Source organism: Cyanobium sp. Copco_Reservoir_LC18 (genome assembly GCF_009834675.1).
GTDB classification, from domain to species: domain Bacteria; phylum Cyanobacteriota; class Cyanobacteriia; order PCC-6307; family Cyanobiaceae; genus Cyanobium; species Cyanobium minutissimum.
Genome location: NZ_ASAC01000018.1, coordinates 21,046 through 39,595 on the forward strand (window position 1 = coordinate 21,046; position 18,550 = coordinate 39,595).

An 18,550-nucleotide genomic window follows, 5' to 3' on the forward strand; every position below is an offset into this window, starting at 1 on the left:
GCCTGTTCAGGGGTGGTCCCGTTGTACCGCTCCCGCCCGCCGGTTGCCGGTCCGCAGGGAACGGCGCAGCACCCGTCCCAGCCGCCGAGCCTGCCGTTGTCCTGTCCGGCTGGGGGCGCTGGCGAAGCGCTGCTGCTGGTAGGTCGCCACGAAGGCCTCCAGGGGATCGACCAGGGACGGCCAGCGCTCGGCCAGCCTCCGGGCGAAGCCGCCCAGGGTTTCCCCCGCCGCCGGTGCCATGCCCTGCCGGGCGAAGGCCCGCAGGGTGCGTTCCAGCTCCAGCCGCAGGGGATCGCCGCGGTGGCGCCGGCCCAGCCACCCCAGGCCCCCCAGGCCGGCGGCCAGGCTGACGGCCACCGCCACCAGCACCACCACCCCCAGCAGGTGGCGCTGCTCGCCCAGCAGCCGGGCCACCAGGGCCTGCTGCTGCTCGCCGTCGTACCCCAGCCACCAGCGGGCCCAGGCGATGTCGAGCCCCCACCACTGCTGCTGGACCCAGTCCAGCGGGCCGCCGCCGGCACGCCTGCCGGCGCCGGCGGCCGCGGAGCGTGCCAGGGGATCCCCCGCCGCCCAGGCGGTGGGATCGACACGCCGCCAGCCCTCTCCGGCCAGCCACACCTCACTCCAGGCGTGGGCGTCGGCCTGGCGCAGGTCCACGTAGCCGGTGCCGCCCACCGGCTGCACCCACTGGCCGCCGCGGTAGCCGCTCACCACCCGCGCCGGCACCCCTGCCGCCCGCATCAGGGTGGTGAAGGCGCTGGCGTAGTGGCCGCAGAAGCCCAGCCGGCTCTCGAACAGGAAGTGGTCGAGGGGGGCCTCTCGAGGCAGGGCCCCGGGTTCGAGGGTGTAGCGGAAGGGCTGGCTGCGGAACCAGGCGGCGGCCGCGGCCAGCCGTTCCTGGTCACTGCCGAGGCGCCGCCAGCCGGCGGCCAGGGCCTCCAGCCGCGGGTTCTCCCCCAGCGGCAGCAGCAGGTCGACGGGACCGGGGGGGGCGGTGCGCCAGCCGGGCTGCTCCGCTGTCCGGGTCAGGGCGTAGACCCGCCGCTGGCTGCCCGGGGCCCGGTTCAGCAGTTCGCCGCTGCGCTGCAGGTTCAGGTCGGCGGATAGGGGCCGGCCGCTGCCGCTCCAGGGCACCGCCGCCAGGCCGCTGGGCTCGATCAGCCACAGCTGGATCCCCTCCCCCGGGGCGGCGGGGGGCGGCGGCGGTGCGGTCTGGCCGGCCGCCGGCCTGGGGAACGTGGGGGCGGCGCTGCGCCAGCTGCGGCCGTCGAAGCGTTCATGCACCAGCACCCGCCAGTAGCGCTGCTCCAGGGGCGGGGGCTCGCCGCCGAGGGGGAAGGCGACGCGGGCGGCGGCCTGGCGGCTGACGGCGAGCCTGGCGATGGAGCCCGGCTCCATGCTGTCGCTGAGGCCGGTCATCGCCCCCATGCCCTGGCCCGCCCCGAAGGTGGTGAAGGGCATCAGGCGGGGCAGCAGCAGGAACAGCACCAGGGCGATGGGCAGGGCCGCCAGCAGCACCTGCAGGCTGCGGCGCAGCAGCGCCTTCCAGTCGGGACCGGCCCCCAGTTCCAGGGCCAGCAGCCCGGCCAGGGCCATCAGGATGGCCAGGCCCTGCAGCAGGCTCGGGGCCAGTTCGGGGCGCAGGGCGGCCAGCAGGCCGGCGCAGACCAGCTGCAGCAGGGCCACCACCCTCCGTTCCTCGATGCTGCGGGCCTCGCGCAGCTTCAGGGCCGTCAGCACCGCCAGGCCGAAGGCCAGCAGGCTCAGGGACAGGGCCGGCGACAGGCCCAGCAGCCCCAGGGCCAGCAACCCCATGGTGAGCCACTGCAGCGGGGCGGCGGCGCGGCTCATCGGCAGCAGGCCAGGGCTGTCAGGCACTGGTCCCGGTGAACCACCCCCCGGCCTGGCGCGATGGTCTGGCCGTTCAGCTCCAGGCCGTAGCTGAGGCCCCGGCCGTGCCAGCTCCAGATGCGCTCACTGAGGTGTTCGAGGGCCGTCTCCAGGGGCACGCCGGGTTCCGGGGCCAGCAGGGGGGCCGCTTCGGGGCGGTCCAGGAAGCGCTTGGCATACTCGCCCCGCCCCTGGGCCAGCAGCTTCCAGGCCAGCCGGCTGGGGCTGTCCTGGGGGCGATGGGGGGCCAGGTCGCGCCAGTCGTCGGTGCCGTCCTGGCGGCTGGCCAGGGCCGGCTCGCCCTCCACCGGTGCCGTGCCGGCGGCCAGCAGCCGCACCGGTCCGGCCCGGCGGGCCGGGTAGATCAGCTGGGCCGTCGGCGGATGCCAGCGCGACCAGCAGAAGAACAGCCCCAGGGGGGCCGTCGTCTGGATCCGCAGCAGCCCGGGCCGCTGCCAGCCCCGGCCCGGCGGGGTCCAGGCCACGGTCAGTTCATGCTCCCCCGCCGCCAGGGACAGGGCCGGCCCGGGCGCCTCCCCCGCCAGCCGCAGGCGCACCCCCTCGCTGCGGCCCGGGCAGCGCAGCCGGACCGGATAGGGGACCGGTTCGCCGGCGAAGCCCGGCGCCGGGGCGCCGCAGGCCAGCTCCACCCCCTGCAGGTTGAAGTGGGTGAGGTGCAGGGTCAGCAGGAACAGGCTCAGCATCAGGAAGCTGAGCAGCAGCGTGCCGTTGCTCTGCATCTGCACCCCCACCACCTGCAGCAGCACCGTGCCCGCCAGCCAGAGCCAGCCGAAGCGCGTCGGCAGGATGTAGAGGTTGCGCATCCGCAGGCGCACCCGTTCGCCCTGCTGGGGCCTACCGAAGTCCATCGACGCCTTCCTGGAGCCGCCGGCTCAGCTCCCCGTCGCCGCCGCCGCGCTGGCCACCGTCCATGCGGTGTTCGCAGACGGCCGCCAGCACCGCCTGGACGTCGTCCGGAATCACATGGTCGCGGCCCTCCAGCAGCGACCAGGCGCGGGCGGCGGCCAGCAGCGCCAGGCCGGCCCGGGGCGAGAGGGGATGGGCCTGGGAGGGCTGGCGGCGGCTGCGCTCCAGCAGGTCGAGCACGTAGTCGAGCAGGGCGGGGCTGCAATGCTGCCGGTCGGCGCGCTCCTGCAGCGCCAGCAGGTCGTCGGGGCCGAAGGCGCGGCTGAGGCCGTCGGGCCGCAGGCCCTCCCCCTGCAGCAGGGCCCGCTCCGCCTGGCGAGGCGGGTAGCCGAGGCTGAGGCGCATCAGGAAGCGGTCGAGCTGGGATTCCGGCAGGGCCGAGGTGCCCCCCTGGTCGAGGCCGTTCTGGGTGGCGATCACCAGAAAGGGCCGCGGCAGGGGATGGCTGGTGCCGTCCACGCTCACCCGGCCGGCGGCCATCGCCTCCAGCAGGGCGCTCTGGGTGCGGGGGCTGGCCCGGTTGATCTCGTCGGCCAGCAGCACCTGGCTGAACAGGGGACCGGGCTGGAAGCGGAAACTGGCGGCGGCGGGGTCGAACACGTTCAGGCCCGTGAGATCCGCCGGCAGCAGGTCACTGGTGAAGCTCACCCGCTTGAAGCCGAGCCCGAAGCTGCGGGCCAGGGCTTCGGCCAGGGTGGTCTTGCCCATGCCGGGCAGATCCTCGATCAGCAGGTGGCCGCGGGCCAGCAGGCAGGCCAGGGCCAGCCGCACCTGATGCTCCTTGCCCAGCAGCACCTCGCCGATCGCGCTGATGACCGGCTGGAGGGGGGAAGAGGGCACGGGGGAGTGCGGCGCACCGGTGGCCCCCCCATTGCAGCAGCCCCGCCCTGCTTCCGTGTTACAACCGCCTTAATGTTCGCTGGAGCCGGTGCCAGCCCTCCACCCGGTGATGGGGACGCCTGAACCGCCGGATCCCCATGGCGGCAACCTGCAGGCGGCCGCCCGGCGGCTCGGCTGCCGCCCGCAGCAGCTGCTCGACGCCAGCGCCTCCCTGGTGCCCTTCGGGCCGCCGCCCCGGCTGCGGCGCCTGCTGATCCGCTCCCTCGGCAGCGATCTGCGGGACTACCCCGACCGGGACTACGCCGCCCTGTGCGAGGCCATCGCCGCCTGGCACGGCCTGGATCCGGCCATGGTCCTGCCCGGCAATGGGGCCGCCGAGCTGTTCACCTGGGCGGCCCGGGACGCGACGGCCGACGGCCTGAGTCTGCTGCCGTCGCCGGGGTTCGCCGACTACCGCCGCGCCCTGGCCTGCTGGGGCGGTGCCTGGCGTTCCCTGCCGCTGCCGCTCGACGGGTCCGGGGCCGGGCCGGGCCCCTGGCCCCTGGCCGAGGCCGCCGCCCAGGCGGTCGAGGCTGTCGGGTCCGGCGCCGCCGTGCTCTGGCTCACCAATCCCCACAACCCCACCGGCCAGCTCTGGAGCCGGGCGTCCCTGGCACCCCTGCTGGAGCGCTTCGCCCTGGTGGTGGTGGACGAGGCCTTCCTGCCGCTGGTGCCCGGCGGGGAGGAGCAGTCGCTGGTGCCGCTGCTGGCGGACCACCCCCGGCTGGTGGTGATCCGCAGCCTCACCAAGCTCTTTTCGATCGCCGGGCTGCGGCTTGGCTACGCCCTGGGAGACCCCGGGCGGCTGGCCCGCTGGGCGGGCTGGCGTGATCCCTGGCCCGTCAACGGATTGGCGGCGGCGGCGGGCCGGTTCCTGCTGGCCGACCAGGCCGGCCTGCGGCGCTGGCAGGGGCGGGTGCAGCGCTGGGTGGCCGTCGAAGGGGCCTGGCTGGCGGCCCGCCTGGCGGCCCTGCCGGGCCTGGAGCCCCTGCCCTCGGCCGCCAACTACCTGCTGGTGCGCAGCCGCCCGCCGGCCGCGTCGCTGCAGCCACTGCGGCTGGCGCTGGAGCGCCGCCACCGGATCCTGGTGCGTGACTGCCGCTCCTTCGAAGGCCTGGGGGAGGACTGGCTGCGGATCGCCGTCCAGGACAGGGCCGGCAACCGACGCCTGCTGGCCGCCCTGGCCCAGATCAGGCGCGAACGATGAGCTGCTCCAGCACCTGCACCAGCCGCTGGTCGGCGTCCCGCACCGCCAGGGTCCCCATGCCATCACCCATCCCCACCAGGGGGTCGGCGGCGGCGGCGCTGCCCCGCAGGCGGGGCCCCAGCAGGCGCCAGACGGCCCGCTCCAGGGCGGGCTCTCCGGGGTCGTGCTGCCAGACGATCACCGCGGCACCCACGGCGGCGGCGGCGGCGGCGTTGGCGTCCTGATGGCGGTCGGCGGCTTGGGGGAAGGGCACCAGGATCGCCGGGGTGCCGCAGACTGCCAGTTCGCTGAGGCTGCCGGCGCCGGCACGGCTGATGGCCAGGTCGCAGTGCTGCAGCAGGCCCGGCAGCTCATCGCTGAAGGCCCGCTCCACCACCCCGTCGAGGCGCAGATGGCCGGCGTCCGGATCCTGGCTGCCGGTGAGGTGCACGACGCGGCAGCCGCTGGCCGCCAGCAGCGGCAGCAGGGGCCGCACCATGCGGTTGAGGCGCAGGGCCCCCTGGCTGCCGCCCATCACCAGCAGCAGGGGGCCGGCGCCCCGGGGCACCCAGGCCGGCAATGCTGCGGGGCTGAGGAACGACCGCCGCACCGGGGTGCCGCACACCAGCGGGCGGCAGCGGGGCAGCCGTTCGACCGCCTGGGGCAGACCCACCGCCACCCGGGTGCACAGGGGCCCCAGCAGCCGGGTCACCCGGCCCGGGACGGCGTTGCTCTCGTGCAGCACCACCGGCACCCCGCACCAGCGGGCGGCGAGGATCGCCGGTGCCGCGATGTACCCGCCGCTGCTGAACACCGCGCTCACCCCTTCGCGCCGGATCAGGCGCCGCACCGGCAGCACGGCCAGCAGCAGCTGGAGCAGGTTCCAGAGCCTGCGCAGGCCTTTCCCCTGCAGCCCCCCGGCCCGCACCGTGTGCAGGGGGTAGCGGCTGGGCACCAGCTCGGTCTCCAGCCGGTCCGGCACCCCCAGCCAGTGCACCTGCCAGTCGTCCGGCAGGGCCTCGGCCACCGCCAGGGCCGGGAACAGGTGGCCACCCGTGCCGCTGGCGGCGATCAGCAGGGTCGGCATGGGCGGGTGGGACGAGCGCGCCTAACTTAAAAGCCGACTCCGGTCCGCCCACCGCCGCCCCGGATCCCTCCCCCTCCATGGCTCCGTCCTGCCCGCCGCCCGCCCCCCTGCCCCCGGTCCGGACACCGCAGCGGCTCGCCGCCTGCCTGGTGGGCCTGGCGGTGGCGGCCGGCGCCGGCGGGGCCCCTGCCGTGGCGGCACCCCCGTCGGCGGCCCAGCTGCAGGCCCTCGAGAGCGCCCTCAACAGCAGTTCCGACACGGCCCTGGCGGGCCTGCTGCAGGCCGGCCCTGGCCTGGATCCGGCCCAGCTGGAGAGCCGTCGCCGCCTGCTGCGACAGCAGTTCCCCGATGCCCGCTGGCAGTTGAGTTCCGGCACCCAGCTGCGGGACGGCCAGCCCACGGTCACCCTGCGGGTGGAGGGTACCCGGCGCCAGGGCGGCACCACCTACCGGCTGGAGGCGGAACAGCTGCTCGCCCTCCAGAGCGACGGCACCCGCATCAACGGCCAGACGGTGCTGCGGGAGAAGTCCCTGCTGCGCAGCGGTGAGAAGCCCCTGTCGGTGAGCCTGCTGATCCCCGATGCGGTGCTGACCGGCCAGCGCTACGACGTTGACGTGATCTTCGACGAGCCGCTCGACGGGGCCCTGGCCGCGGGCGGCATCGCGGCCATCACCCCCCAGCAGCAGGCGGCGATGGCCAGCCCCAGCCTGGAACTGGGTGCCCTCGCCGGTGGCGGCCTGTTCAGGATCGTCCAGGCCCCCCTGTCCCCCGGCTCCCAGACCTGGGCGGTGCTGCTGGTCCATCCCGATGGCATCGTCAGCGCCACCAAGCGGGTGCGGGTCGTCGCCGATCGCAAATCGCTCGAGCCCTGAGCCATGGGCCGACCGCATCGGATCTGGGTGGTGGATGACGACCCGGAGCTGCGCCAGCTCCTGTCCACCTACCTCGGGGAGCAGGGCTACGAGGTGCGCTGCATGGGGGACGGTGCCCAGCTGATGGCCCGGCTCGAGGGCCAGCGCCCCGACCTGCTGGTGCTCGACCTGATGCTCCCCGGCGACGACGGCCTCAGCCTGCTGCGGCGGCTGCGGGACGGGGCCGACGACCTGCCGGTGCTGATGCTCACGGCCCGGGCCGATGCGGTGGATCGCATCATCGGCCTGGAGCAGGGGGCCGACGACTACCTGGCCAAGCCCTTCCTGCCCCGGGAGCTGACCGCCCGCATCGAGGCCGTGCTGCGTCGTCGCGGCACCCTGCCGGGCGGATTGCCCCAGCCCGACGGGGAGCGGATCGCCTTCGGCGACCTGGAGGTGGACCTGGCGGCCCGCACCCTGGAGCGCCACGGGGAGGCGCTCACCATCACCGGCGGTGAATTCGCCCTGCTGGCGGCGTTCGTGCAGCACCCCCACCGCCCCCTGTCCCGGGAGCGGCTGATCGAACTGGCCCGGGGCCCGGGCAGCGACACCGACAGCCGCAGCATGGACGTGCAGGTGTCACGGCTGCGGCGGCTGATCGAGCCGGAGCCGTCCCGGCCCCGCTATGTGCAGACGGTCTGGGGCTACGGCTACGTGTTCGTCCCCGATGGCAAGCCCCGTCAGTCCTGAGCAGGGCCGTCGCCCGTCGTTCCGGCGCACCCTGGGGTACCTGCTGGCGGGCACCGGTGCCGCCGCCTTTTGCCTGCTGCTGCTGCAGCTGCTGCTGGGTCGCCGGCTGGCCCAGCAGCAGCTGGTCCAGACCGGCTCGGAGGTGGCCGCGAACGTGGTGCTGGGGGAGGTGGCCCTGGAACGCTTCAGCCCCGAGGTGCTCGGCCAGATCAGCGGCATGCAGCTGGTGGTGGGCCAGCGGCCGGAGCCGGCGGCCAGGGACGGCCGTGGCGGGGATCGGCGGCTGCGCTGGCAGACCCTGCGCCTGCAGGAGGAACTCTGCCGCCGCCTGGGGCGCTGCCCGGCGGTGCTGCCGGCCTCGTTGCCGCGGCGGGGGGTGTGGGTGGAGATGGCGTCCCCCCTGGAGCGGGCGTGGCTGTTCGTCGCCCTGCCCTCCCCCCGCGGCTGGCCTCCCGATCCCCTGCTGCTGACCCTCTCCATCGGCCTGGGGGCCCTCGGGGCGCTGCTGCTCTACCTCACCCTGGAGATCCAGCGGCCCCTCACCCGCCTGCAGGAGGCCCTGGCCGACGTTGGCCTCGAGGCCCTGCCCGGCGCCCTGCCGGACCAGGGGGCCCCGGCGGTGCGCCAGCTGATGGCCCGGTTCAACGCCATGCTGCTGCGGCTGGAGGAGGCCGGCAGGGAGCGCACGACGATGCTGGCCGGCATCGCCCACGACCTGCGCAGCCCCCTCACCCGGCTGCGGCTGCGCCTCACCCTCGCCGCCGAAGGGCCGATGGCGCCCCAGGAGCTGGAGCGGGCCCAGGCGGACATCCGCTCGATCGAGCGGATCACGCGCCAGTTCATGATCTTCGCCGGCGCCGAAGCCGACGAGACGCCGGTGCTGGTGCCCCTCGATGCCCTGGTGTCCGAGGCGGCGGCGGCGGTGGGGGAGGTGCCCCTGGAGCTGGATCTGGAACCGCTGGTGCGGCGGGTCCGTCCGATCGCCGTGGCGCGGGCGGTGGGCAATCTGCTCGACAACGCCCTCACCTACGGCCGGCCGCCCCTGCGGCTGGTGCTGCGGCCCCTGGGTCCGGGGGACGGGGAGGGGCGGCCCCAGGCGGAGGCCGGAGCGGTGGAGAGCGGCTTCGAGATCCAGGTCTGGGACTGCGGCGAGGGCATCGACCCCCAGCAGTGGCGCAAGGCCATGACCCCTTTCCAGCGGCTCGACCGGGCCCGCGGCGGCGAGGGGCACTGCGGTCTGGGCCTGGCCATCGCCGCCAAGGTGGCCAGGGATCACGGCGGAGATCTGCGCCGGCTGGAGGCCACCGCAGCCCTCGAACCGCCGCCGGGACGCTTCGCCGTGGCGCTGCGCGCCTGGCCCCTGGCCGGGGGGTGAGCGAGCTTCAGTTGCATCCGGTCATACCTGGCCGGTGGCCAGTCTGATCGCCGTCACACTTGCCGGTCACCATGGGTGTGTTCAGGACAGTTCCTCCCATGCCCTCCCGCCTGCTCCAGCCCCTCCGCGTCGCCGTCCTGGCGATGGTCCTGGGCTCCACCGGTGTCGCCATGGCCCAGAGTGGCCCCACTCCGGCCGGCCGTCCCACGGCGGCCCAGATGCAGCGAAATCTTCCCCGAGCAGAAGCGCCTCGCCCTCAGCGACCAGCAGGCGCGCATCGCCATCCTTCAGCGCGGTGAACGCTGCCTGTCGGCCGCCGGCAGCAGCGAGGCCCTGCGCACCTGCATGAAGGAGCAGCGCAGTGCCAGCCAGCGCCAGCGGGAGCAGCACCGGGCCGCCATGAAGGCCCTGTTCGAGCGCAATGGCATCCCCCTGCCCCAGTGGGGCAAGGGGGAGCGCAAAGGGGGCTGGGGGGAGGGTCGCCGTCCAGGCCCCGACAGCATCTGAGCAACCTGGCCAAGGGCCGGCCGGGACCGGCCCTGAAGGGGGGACCTCAGGCCTCGTCGAGGGCGGCCACGCCGGGCAGCACCTTGCCTTCCAGCAGCTCCAGGCTGGCGCCGCCACCGGTGGAGATGTGGCTCATCTTCTCGGCCACGCCCACCTTCTCCACCGCGGCCACGGAGTCACCGCCGCCGATGATCGTGCAGCAGCCCTTGGCGCTCAGGTCGGCCAGGGTGTGGGCGATGGCGTTGGTGCCGGCGGCGAAGGCGTCGAACTCGAACACCCCCATGGGGCCGTTCCAGATCACGGTCTGGCAGTCGGCCAGGGCCGCCTGGAAGGTCTTGACCGAATCGGGGCCGATGTCGAGGCCCATCCAGCCGTCGGGGATGGCGTCGATCGAGGTGGTCTGGCTGTTGGCGTCGGGGGCGAAGTTGTCGGCCAGCACCACGTCGGTGGGCAGCAGCAGCTGGACGCCCTTGGCGGCCGCCTTGGCTTCGAGTTCCTTGGCCAGCTCCAGCTTGTCCTCCTCCACCAGACTCTTGCCCACCGCCAGGCCGCGGGCCTTGTAGAAGGTGAAGATCATGCCGCCGCCGATCAGCACCTTGTCGCACTTGTCGATCAGCGACTCGAGCACGCCGATCTTGGAGCTCACCTTGGAGCCGCCCACGATCGCGGCCAGGGGGCGCTTCGGCTCATCGATGGCGCCCTGCAGGTACTGGAGCTCCTTCTCCATCAGGAAACCGGCCACGCTGGGGCTCAGGTACTTCGTCACGCCCTCGGTGGAGGCGTGGGCCCGGTGGGCGGCGCCGAAGGCGTCATTCACATAGACGTCGGCCAGGGCGGCCAGCTTCTCGGCGAAGGCGGCGTCGTTCTTCTCCTCCTCGGCGAAGAAGCGCACGTTCTCCAGCAGCACCACGTCGCCATCGGCCATGGCGGCCACCTTGGCCTCGGCGTCGGGGCCGATGCAGCTGTCGGTCTTGGTGACGGGCCTGCCCAGCAGCTCGCTGAGGCGGGCCGCCACCGGGGTGAGCCGCATGGACTCGTTCACCTGTCCCTTGGGCCGGCCGAAGTGGGCGGCCAGCAGCACCCGGGCGCCATGGTCGATCAGGTGGCGCACGGTGGGCAGGGCGGCCCGGATGCGGGTGTCGTCCGTGATCGCCCCGGCCTCGTCCAGGGGCACGTTGAAGTCGACCCGAACCAGCACCCGCTTGCCGCGGAGATCGTCGGCACTGAGGCTGGAGAGGGATCGCTTCGCCATGATTACGGATAAGGAAAGGCGGGGGGACATTAGCCTCCGGCGCCTCCCGCTCCGCGGCCGCCGCGATTCGGTTCTTCCCACCCCCGCTCCCTGGCCCCCGCAACGGTCGGCGCTAGGACAAGAGGGCCGGGCCTTCCGCCATGTTCGACACCGTCCTGTTCCCCATCGACCAGAGCCGCCAGACGATGGAAACGGCGGCCGTCGCCCTGCAGCTCGCCCAGCGCCACGGCAGCCGTGTCGTGCTGCTGTCGGTGGTGGAGGCCGAGGAGGGGGTGATGCATGATCCCGCCGCCGTGGCGCAGCTGCTGGAGCAGGCCCGCGCCAGCTTCACCCAGGCCGGTGTGGCCTGCGAGGTGCTGGAGCGGGAGGGAAAGCCGGCCTTCGTGATCGGCGATGTGGCCGATGAGATCAATGCCGATGTGATCGTCATGGGCACCCGCGGCATCACCCTCGAGGGCGATCACCAGAGCACCGCCGCCCGGGTGCTGCAGCTGGCGCCCTGTCCGGTGCTGGTGGTGCCCTGATGCCGGACGTCGGCGACACGGTCCGCCTCAGCACCGCCGCCCCACCGATCCAGTGGTACCCGGGCCACATCGCCAAGGCGGAGAAGGCCCTCAGCGCCAACCTGGAGAAGGTGGACCTGGTGATCGAGGTGCGCGATGCCCGCATCCCCCTGGCCACCGGCCACCCGCGGCTGCAGCGCTGGATCCGGGGCAAGGAGCACCTGCTGGTGATCAACCGCCGCGACATGGTCAGCCCCGCGGCGCGCCTGGCCTGGGATGGCTGGTTCCGCCAGCGGGGGGAGGTGCCCTGGTGGTGCGACGCCAAGGTGGGCACCGGCGTCAAGCAGCTGCAGCAGGCGGCGATCCGGGCCGGCGAGGCGCTCAACGCCCGCCGGGCCGGTCGGGGCATGAAGCCGCGCCCCGTGCGGGCCCTGATGCTCGGCTTCCCCAACGTGGGCAAGTCGGCGCTGATCAACCGGCTGGTGCGCCAGAAGGTGGTGGAGAGCGCCCGCCGCGCCGGGGTCACCCGCAGCCTGCGCTGGGTGCGGCTGGGGCAGGACCTCGACCTGCTCGACGCCCCCGGCGTGCTGCCCCCCCGCCTCGATGACCAGCTGGCCGGGCTGCGGCTGGCCCTCTGCGACGACATCGGCCAGGCCTCCTACGACGGCGAGGCGGTGGCCCAGGCCTTCCTGCGCCTGCTGGCCCAGCTGGAGCCGGTGGCGGCGGCCGGGGTGGCGCCGGGACTGCTGGAGCGCCGTTACGGGGTGGCGGTGCCGCCGTTGCCCGGAGCGGATCCCGGCCGAACGATCCCCGATGCCGAAGCCTGGCTCGCGGCGGCGGCGGCCCGCCACACCAGCGGTGACACCCCCCGCATGGCCCAGCGGCTGCTCGATGATTTCCGCCGCTCCCTGCTGGGGCCGATCGCCCTGGAACTGCCGCCCCCGGGGCCGCCCCCCGAGCGGCCTGCCCAGGAGCCGCCCTCCAGCTGATGGGTGCCTTCGGGGAAGGCGAAGGGGAGCTGCTGAGGCTCCATTACCCGAAGCCGCTGCCGATGCGGCTGGATCGCTGGCTGGTGTCCCAGCGGCCCGAGCAGAGCCGGGCCCGCATCCAGAAGTTCATCGATGCGGGCTATGTCCGGGTCAACGGGGTCACGGGCCGGGCCAAGACGCCCCTGCGCACCGACGACACCGTCGAGCTGTGGATGCCGCCGCCGGAGCCCCTGCCCTACCTGGTCCCCCAGCCGATGGCGCTGGATGTGCTGTTCGAGGACGCCCATCTGATCGTGATCAACAAGCCCGCCGGACTCACGGTCCACCCGGCCCCCGGCAACAAGGACGGCACCCTGGTGAACGGCCTGCTGCACCACTGCCCCGACCTGCCCGGCATCGGCGGCGAGATGCGGCCGGGCATCGTGCACCGCCTCGACAAGGACACCACCGGCTGCATCGTGGTCGCCAAGAGCCAGGAGGCGCTGGTGAAGCTGCAGGTGCAGATCCAGAAGCGCATCGCCTCGCGGGAGTACCTGGCGGTGGTGCACGGCCGGCCGGCCGCCGAGAGCGGCACGATCGTGGCGGCCATTGGCCGCCATCCGGTGGATCGCAAGAAGTACGCCGTGGTGACCGACACCAGCGGACGCCATGCCTGCACCCACTGGCGCCTGGTCGAACCCCTGGGCGATTACGCCCTGCTGCGCTTCAAGCTCGACACGGGCCGCACCCACCAGATCCGGGTGCACTGCGCCCACACGGGCCATCCGATCGTGGGGGATGCCACCTATGGCCGCTGCCGCAAGCTGCCGGTGGCGCTTCCCGGCCAGGCCCTGCACGCGGTGCGGCTGGCCCTCGACCACCCGATCAGCGGCGAGCGGCTGGTGTGCGAAGCGCCCCTGCCGGAGGTGTTCGAGAAACTGCTGCTGGCCCTGCGGCGGCGGTCGACCTGAGGGCGTTGCTCCGGCAGACTTGAAATCCCGGATCCCGGTGTCATGGCCCCGCCGCCGCGACGGCTGTTCGTCGATCAGTTCTTCGTCGGCTGGGTGTATGGCCCCTGGGTGGTGGCCGGCCTGCTGGTGATCCTGGCGCTGCGGCTCCTGCTTGCCGAGGATTTCAACCTGCACAGCCATGCCTGGGGGCTGTTCGGCAACGCCGCGATCTGCTTCTCGATCGGCTGCGTCTGCCAGCTTTCCTGGGCCATGGCGCGGGTCGGTGCCGTGCGGCAACTGGAGCTGCAGCTGCGCCGGGAGCTGGGCCTGCGCTGATGGCGATGACCCGCTCCCAGCTCGGCCTGGTCGTCACCCTGCCCTGGCTGGCCGCCGGGGTGGTGCTGCTGGCGATGACGCGCCTTCAGGGCGAGACCCGCGAGGCCCAGCTGGGGCTGTTCGGCAGTGCGGCGATCTGCTTCTCGATCGGCTGCCTGGCCCGCACCAGCCTGGGTCTGCACGATCTGATGCAGGCCCGCACCGTCCCACCAGCCGCCGCGCCATCGGCCCCGTCCCCGGGTCCGCCCCCCGGGACACGCCAGCCGTGATCCGGCGTCAGCTCCGACGCTGCCTGGCCCCGGCCCTGGGCCTGGCGCTGGCGGCACCGCTGGCCCAGGCCTGGGGCCAGGAGCTGATCGCCGCCCCCCGGCCCCGGCGCCTGCCGCCCCCCTCGCCGGCGCTGCTGCGCAGCCTCCAGGGGTTCCAGGACGACCTCGAACGGCTCGACCGCACCCTGCTGCCCGCCGCGCCCGAGGCCGACGCCACCGGGGTGCCGGACGCCACCCTCCCCGGCCTGCCCGATCCGTCGCTGCCGGCCCCGGCGGCGAACGCCCTGCCCGAGGCGCCCGACGCGGTGCGCATCGAGCGGCGTCAGCGGCTCAGCCTGGCCGAGGCCCTGGCGGTGGCCGTGCGCAATGACCCCGATCTGGCCGCCGCCGTGCTCGGCGTGCGCGAGCAGCAGGACCTGGCCGGTTCGGCCCGGGGGCGCCGCTGGCCGGAGCTGGGGCTGAACCTGGCGGGCGGTTTCAGCCAGCAGCGGTCCTACAGCCAGGTCTGGACCGACAACGCCGGGATTTATCCAGCGGGCTCCCCGTTCCTGGTCCGCAACCAGGGCTGGAATGTGGTGCAGTCCAACGTCGGGGCGGCGGCCGCCCGGGTGGAGCTGGCCTGGGAGCTGCTCAGCCCCTACCGCGCCGCCGCCATCGCCGAGGCCGACGACAGCCTCAGGGCCTCCCGCCAGCGCTACGCCGACCGGCTGCGCCAGCTGCAGCTGGACGTGAGCATCGCCTACTACGGCCTGCAGCTCGCTGATCAGCTGCTGCGGATCCGCCGGGCCGTCGTCGAGAGCGACACGGTGGTGCGCGACCAGGTGGCGGCGCTCCAGCAGGCGGGCCTGGTGCCGCGGCTCGACCGGCTCCGCGCCGAGGCCGCCCTGCAGCAGAGCCGCTATCGCTTCGAGCAGGCGGAGGCCCTGCAGCTGAGTCGCCAGCGCCAGCTCAGCAACCTGATCAACGTGCCCTTCGATGTCAGCCTGCGGGCCAGCGATGCGGTGCGGCTTCAGCCCCCCTGGCCCCTCGATCTGGAGCAGACGATCGTGCGCGGCTGGCGGGACAATCCCCAGCTGCGGGCCCTGCAGGCCGCCCGCGACGCCCTGCTGCGCCAGGCCGACCGCCGTGCCGCCGAGCTGCTGCCCAGCCTGCGGCTGGTGGCCACCGGTGGCTACGGCCAGGGGCTGATCACCCAGCCCGTGATCCGGCTGGAGGGCTGCTGCAGCTCGGCCCTGATCCCCCAGCTGCTCAACCAGCGCTCCGACTGGGCGGCGGGCCTGCAGCTGCACTGGCGCTTCTTCGACGGCGGCGTCACCGCCGGCGCCGTGGCCGCCAGCCGCAGCGCCGCCGCCCGCACCGACCAGCAGCTGGCCCGGGAGCGCAACGCCATCCGCCAGCGCCTTGAGGCCGCCTTCTACGACCATCGGGCCGCCCTGCGCCAGATCGTGGCGGCCCGCGCCTCCTACAGCGCCTCCCGCGAGGCCTTTCGCGACGTGCGGGCCCGCTACCAGCTGGGGCTGGCCGACTACAGCGATGTGGCCGACACCGTCGCCACCCTGACCGGCGCGATGGAGGGGGTGGCCGAATCCACCACCCTGGCCAATGTCAGTTACGCCCAGCTGCTGCGCGAACTGCTGCCGGTGCCGGACCGGCCCGATCAGCCGGTGGCGCTGCCGCTGGAGCTGGGGGGCTCCTGAGCGTCGCCGTGGCGTTCCTGCAGCCGCTGCCAGCGGCGCTGGCGCCAGGCGAACGAGCGCCACAGCAGCAGCACCACCAGGGCGGCGAACCAGAACCACACTTCCGGGGCATTGGCGTGCAGCAGCACCACCAGCAGGGCCGCCTCCACCACCAGCCAGGGCAGTTCGCGGGTCATGGCAGGGCGTCCCGCTGGCGCAGGGGCGGCTGGTCCTGGCGTTCCTGCTGGCGCAGGGTGCGGTAGCTGCCGGTGAGGTCGCGCAGCAGCGGCAGCAGGTAGCTGACCGGCGGGCGCCATTCCACGTAGCCGTGGGCCTTGAGCGTCAGCCCCTCGCGGATCGGAAAGACGCTGCTGCCGCGGCTGAGGGTCCAGCGGTAGCCATCGAGGCCGGGGCCGCCACCCCCGGGCAGCAGGGCGATCTCGGTGCGCATCACCGGCCCGTTGCGCACCAGGGCCTCCGCCAGCTGGGGGTTGCCCAGGGTCGTGTTGACGTCCTCGCGGGTGGCGGGCAGCAGATTGATGCGGCGCACGCGGCCGCGGATGCCGCCGAAGCGGCCCCGCTCGTTCCAGTCCGGCACCACCTCCATGGCCAGGCCGGGGCGCAGGCGGCGGGCATCGGCCGGGGCGAAGTAGGCCACCGCCTGCTGGGCCTGGCCGCCGCCATCGGCGTTGCTGCGGGCCGCCCGGGGACTCCCCAGGGTGCCGAGGCGCTGGCCGGGCTTCACCGTCTGGCCCCGCACCACCTGCAGGTCGAGCAGCCGCCCGTCCCGGGTGGCGGTGAGGGTGCCGTCGTAGGCCAGGCGTGTCTGGGTGACCCTCACGGCACGGCGGGCGTCCTGGATGGCGAAGCGCCGCCGCTGGGCTTCGGTGTCGATGGCGAGCCGGACCTTCTCCCAGGCGTCGATGGCCTCCCGCTGCCGGATGCCCAGCTCGGCGACGCTGTTGTCGAGCTGGATGGCCCGGTCCTCGCTGGCCACCACCTCCGCAGCCAGGGGGGCCACCACCTCGCGGCGGGCCAGATGGCGGAAATCGGCCACCTTCTGGTCGTAGACGCGGCGCAGGGCGTCCAGGCGCTCCCGGTTCGCCTCCAGCTGGGCCAGGGCGGTGTCCCGCAGCCGCCGGGCCGAGGCCAGCCGCGCCCGGTCGCGCCGGTCCAGATCGGCGTTGATGCGGATCAGTTCGGCCAGGTCCTTCTCCTGGCGGCGCAGCTGCTGCTCCAGGGTGGGCAGGTAGAGGCGGACCAGGGTCTGACCCCGGCGCACCCGCTGGCCCTCCCGCACCGGCAGGCTGAGGATCTGACCCTCGGCCCGGGCATCGATCACCGTGGCGCCGCCGGGCACGATCACCACTCCCCGGCCGACCACCTCGGTGGGCACCGGCCAGAACAGGAACCAGCCGGCCGTCAGGGCCCAGGCGGTGCCCAGGGCCACCAGCACCCGCCGCTCCGACGTTTCCTCCGGCGTGCCCATCGCCGCCCTCAGCCCCGCAGCCGTTCCACCAGGTGGGTGCCCACCCGCAGGGCATTGGCGATGGCGGTGAGGGAGGGATTCACGGCGCCGATCGTGGGCATGAAGCTGGTGTCGACGACATAGAGGTTGTCCAGTTCGTGGGCCTTGCAGTTGAGGTCGAGCACCGAGGTGGCCGGATCGCTGCCGAAGCGGCAGGTGCCGGCCTGGTGGCCCACGGCGGCGATGCCCATGCTGTTGGCGATGTAGAACTGGCGCTCCACCAGGTGCTTCCGCAGATAGAGGCGATCCAGCAGGCCCTCCAGGCGGCTCACCAGGCGCGTCGAGGCGGTGAGGTTGTTGGGGGTGTAGCTGAGCTGGATCTGGCCGGAGCCGGTGACGGTCACGCGGTTGTTCGGATCGGGCAGATCCTCGCTGGAGATCCAGAAGTCGAGCGCATGTTCGGCGATCCTGTCCATGCTCCAGCCGGGCATCAGGAACGTTTCCAGGGGCGCGTAGCCCTTCATGATCGTGCCGTTGGTCTTGCCCGTCATCTGGATGTTGCCCATCGGGTAGTCGAAGTCGGCATCCCCGAGATACCAGTCGTTGATCGACACCGTTTTCTGGAAGATGGTGCGGTTCGGTTCATGGGCCAGGGCCACCATCGCCTTGCTGTTGTGGAACATGTAGTGGCGACCCACCTGGTCGGAGCCGTTGGCCAGGCCCCGGGGGTGGCGGTCGTTGGCCGACAGCAGCAGCAGCCGGGCGCTGTTGGCGGCGCCGCAGCTCACCACCACCACATCGCCGCTCACCGTGAGCGGCTCGCCATCCCGCTCCAGCTCCACCCCGGTCACCGTGCGACCGGTGGCATCGGTGCACAGCCGTTTCACCTGGGCCCGCGTCAGCAGGGACACGTTGGAGGCCTCCAGGGCCGGCCGGATGCCCAGCACCTCCGCGTCGGACTTGGCGTGCACCAGGCAGGGGAAGCCATCGCAGCAGTTGCACTTGCGGCAACGGCTGAAGGCCATGTGGGCCTCATCCAGCTGGACGCCGCTGGGGGCATGGAAGGGGTGGAGCCCGGCGGAGCGCAGGTCGTCGACCAGCTGCTGGATGCGCGGCTCGTGGGCCACCGGCGGATGGGGATAGGGGCCGCTGCAGGGCGGCTCCGTGGGATCCTCCCCGCGCAGGCCGTGCACGTGGTACATCTCCTCGGCCTTCTGGTACCAGGTCTCGAAGTCGGCGTAGCGCAGGGGCCAGGCCGGTGAGAGGCCATCGAAGTGGGCCAGCTCCTCGAAGTCCTGCTGGCGCAGGCGGAAATGGGCGGCGCCGTACATCTTGGTGGCGCCGCCGACGAAGTAATGGCTGCCGGGCTGGAAGGGCTTGCCGTGCCTGTCGAGCCAGGGATCCTTCGACACGTAGCGGTTCTGCTGGAACACCGCTTCGGCGTCCCAGTTCTGGGGCTCCTGGGGCAGCCAGTCGCCCCGCTCCAGCACCAGCACCTTCAGGCCCGTGGGGGCCAGGTGGCGGGCCAGGGTGCCGCCGCCGGCGCCGCTGCCGATGATCACCACATCGAAGTGGGCCCCGTGGCTCACCTGCAGCTGCTCCGCCTGCGGCAGGGGCGAGGTGTAGAGGCTCGGACCGGCGACCGGTGCGCTCGAGGACGGGGTGCTCATGGCAGG

19 protein-coding genes are annotated in these 18,550 nt (G+C 73.6%); 11 read left to right on the forward strand and 8 right to left on the reverse strand.

The annotated features are described in order from the left end of the window. Positions 1-6: 6 nt before the first annotated feature. Genes L107_RS10360 through L107_RS10370 form a run of 3 tightly spaced genes read right to left on the reverse strand, consistent with a single transcriptional unit; the run spans position 7 to position 3,657 of the window. Entirely contained in the window at positions 7-1,878 is a 1,872-nt protein-coding gene (locus L107_RS10360; RefSeq protein ID WP_159818575.1) for a DUF3488 and transglutaminase-like domain-containing protein, read from the reverse strand. Further along, on the reverse strand, positions 1,848-2,759 hold the full coding sequence (locus L107_RS10365) for a hypothetical protein (protein WP_159818577.1): 912 nt from the start codon (positions 2,757-2,759) through the stop codon (positions 1,848-1,850). The genes L107_RS10360 and L107_RS10365 overlap by 31 nt, the downstream gene beginning before the upstream one ends. Next, a complete protein-coding gene (locus L107_RS10370) occupies positions 2,746-3,657 on the reverse strand; it encodes a MoxR family ATPase (protein WP_159818579.1) in 912 nt (303 codons plus the stop codon). The genes L107_RS10365 and L107_RS10370 overlap by 14 nt, the downstream gene beginning before the upstream one ends. Before the next feature lie 109 nt (positions 3,658-3,766). On the opposite strand from L107_RS10370, the gene L107_RS10375 reads away from it, so the two are divergent. Then, entirely contained in the window at positions 3,767-4,903 is a 1,137-nt protein-coding gene (locus tag L107_RS10375; RefSeq protein WP_159818581.1) for an aminotransferase class I/II-fold pyridoxal phosphate-dependent enzyme, read from the forward strand. On the opposite strand, the gene L107_RS10380 is transcribed toward L107_RS10375, so the two are convergent. Continuing rightward, positions 4,887-5,969 (reverse strand): glycosyltransferase, encoded by a 1,083-nt coding sequence (locus tag L107_RS10380; protein ID WP_159818583.1) that lies wholly within the window; start codon positions 5,967-5,969, stop codon positions 4,887-4,889. The two genes, L107_RS10375 and L107_RS10380, sit on opposite strands and share 17 nt — an antisense overlap. A 77-nt stretch (positions 5,970-6,046) precedes the next feature. Between L107_RS10380 and L107_RS10385 the strand changes: the two genes are divergently transcribed. The 4 genes from L107_RS10385 (at position 6,047) to L107_RS10400 (ending at position 9,452) form a co-directional block, all read left to right on the forward strand. Then, positions 6,047-6,841, forward strand: a complete 795-nt coding sequence (locus L107_RS10385) for a hypothetical protein (RefSeq protein WP_159818585.1) — start codon at positions 6,047-6,049, stop codon at positions 6,839-6,841. A 3-nt stretch (positions 6,842-6,844) separates the two neighbouring features. Beyond that, complete coding sequence (locus L107_RS10390; RefSeq protein WP_159818587.1) at positions 6,845-7,570, forward strand: response regulator; 726 nt, start codon at positions 6,845-6,847, stop codon at positions 7,568-7,570. Then, entirely contained in the window at positions 7,548-8,945 is a 1,398-nt protein-coding gene (locus L107_RS16925; RefSeq protein ID WP_159818589.1) for an ATP-binding protein, read from the forward strand. The genes L107_RS10390 and L107_RS16925 overlap by 23 nt, the downstream gene beginning before the upstream one ends. 180 nt (positions 8,946-9,125) lie before the next feature. After that, entirely contained in the window at positions 9,126-9,452 is a 327-nt protein-coding gene (locus L107_RS10400) for a hypothetical protein (RefSeq protein WP_159818591.1), read from the forward strand. Between the two features lie 46 nt (positions 9,453-9,498). On the opposite strand, the gene pgk is transcribed toward L107_RS10400, so the two are convergent. Then, on the reverse strand, positions 9,499-10,704 hold the full coding sequence (pgk, locus tag L107_RS10405) for a phosphoglycerate kinase (RefSeq protein WP_159818593.1): 1,206 nt from the start codon (positions 10,702-10,704) through the stop codon (positions 9,499-9,501). A gap of 140 nt (positions 10,705-10,844) precedes the next feature. On the opposite strand from pgk, the gene L107_RS10410 reads away from it, so the two are divergent. From L107_RS10410 to L107_RS10435, 6 genes are read left to right on the forward strand one after another with little or no spacing between them, the layout of a single operon-like run. Beyond that, positions 10,845-11,228, forward strand: coding sequence for a universal stress protein (locus L107_RS10410; protein WP_106219411.1), 384 nt, complete (start codon positions 10,845-10,847; stop codon positions 11,226-11,228). Next, positions 11,228-12,196 carry a ribosome biogenesis GTPase YlqF gene (ylqF, locus tag L107_RS10415; RefSeq protein ID WP_159818595.1) on the forward strand — a complete coding sequence of 323 codons (969 nt, stop codon included), beginning with the start codon at positions 11,228-11,230 and terminating at the stop codon, positions 12,194-12,196. The genes L107_RS10410 and ylqF overlap by 1 nt, the downstream gene beginning before the upstream one ends. Beyond that, positions 12,196-13,146, forward strand: coding sequence for an RluA family pseudouridine synthase (locus L107_RS10420; protein ID WP_159818597.1), 951 nt, complete (start codon positions 12,196-12,198; stop codon positions 13,144-13,146). Before ylqF ends, L107_RS10420 begins: the two co-directional genes overlap by 1 nt. A gap of 42 nt (positions 13,147-13,188) precedes the next feature. Continuing rightward, a complete protein-coding gene (locus tag L107_RS10425; protein ID WP_159818599.1) occupies positions 13,189-13,461 on the forward strand; it encodes a hypothetical protein in 273 nt (90 codons plus the stop codon). Positions 13,462-13,466: 5 nt separating this feature from the next. Beyond that, the gene (locus tag L107_RS10430) at positions 13,467-13,730 is read left to right on the forward strand and encodes a hypothetical protein (RefSeq protein WP_201295866.1); all 264 of its coding nucleotides are present in this window, start codon (positions 13,467-13,469) and stop codon (positions 13,728-13,730) included. Then, positions 13,727-15,427 carry a TolC family protein gene (locus L107_RS10435; RefSeq protein ID WP_159818601.1) on the forward strand — a complete coding sequence of 567 codons (1,701 nt, stop codon included), beginning with the start codon at positions 13,727-13,729 and terminating at the stop codon, positions 15,425-15,427. Before L107_RS10430 ends, L107_RS10435 begins: the two co-directional genes overlap by 4 nt. On the opposite strand, the gene L107_RS10440 is transcribed toward L107_RS10435, so the two are convergent. Genes L107_RS10440 through L107_RS10450 form a run of 3 tightly spaced genes read right to left on the reverse strand, consistent with a single transcriptional unit; the run spans position 15,388 to position 18,544 of the window. Beyond that, positions 15,388-15,603 carry a hypothetical protein gene (locus tag L107_RS10440; RefSeq protein WP_159818603.1) on the reverse strand — a complete coding sequence of 72 codons (216 nt, stop codon included), beginning with the start codon at positions 15,601-15,603 and terminating at the stop codon, positions 15,388-15,390. The genes L107_RS10435 and L107_RS10440 overlap by 40 nt on opposite strands. Beyond that, on the reverse strand, positions 15,600-16,895 hold the full coding sequence (locus tag L107_RS10445) for an NHLP bacteriocin system secretion protein (RefSeq protein ID WP_159818605.1): 1,296 nt from the start codon (positions 16,893-16,895) through the stop codon (positions 15,600-15,602). The genes L107_RS10440 and L107_RS10445 overlap by 4 nt, the downstream gene beginning before the upstream one ends. An 8-nt stretch (positions 16,896-16,903) precedes the next feature. Then, positions 16,904-18,544, reverse strand: coding sequence for a GMC family oxidoreductase (locus L107_RS10450; RefSeq protein WP_236550626.1), 1,641 nt, complete (start codon positions 18,542-18,544; stop codon positions 16,904-16,906). Positions 18,545-18,550: the final 6 nt, after the last annotated feature.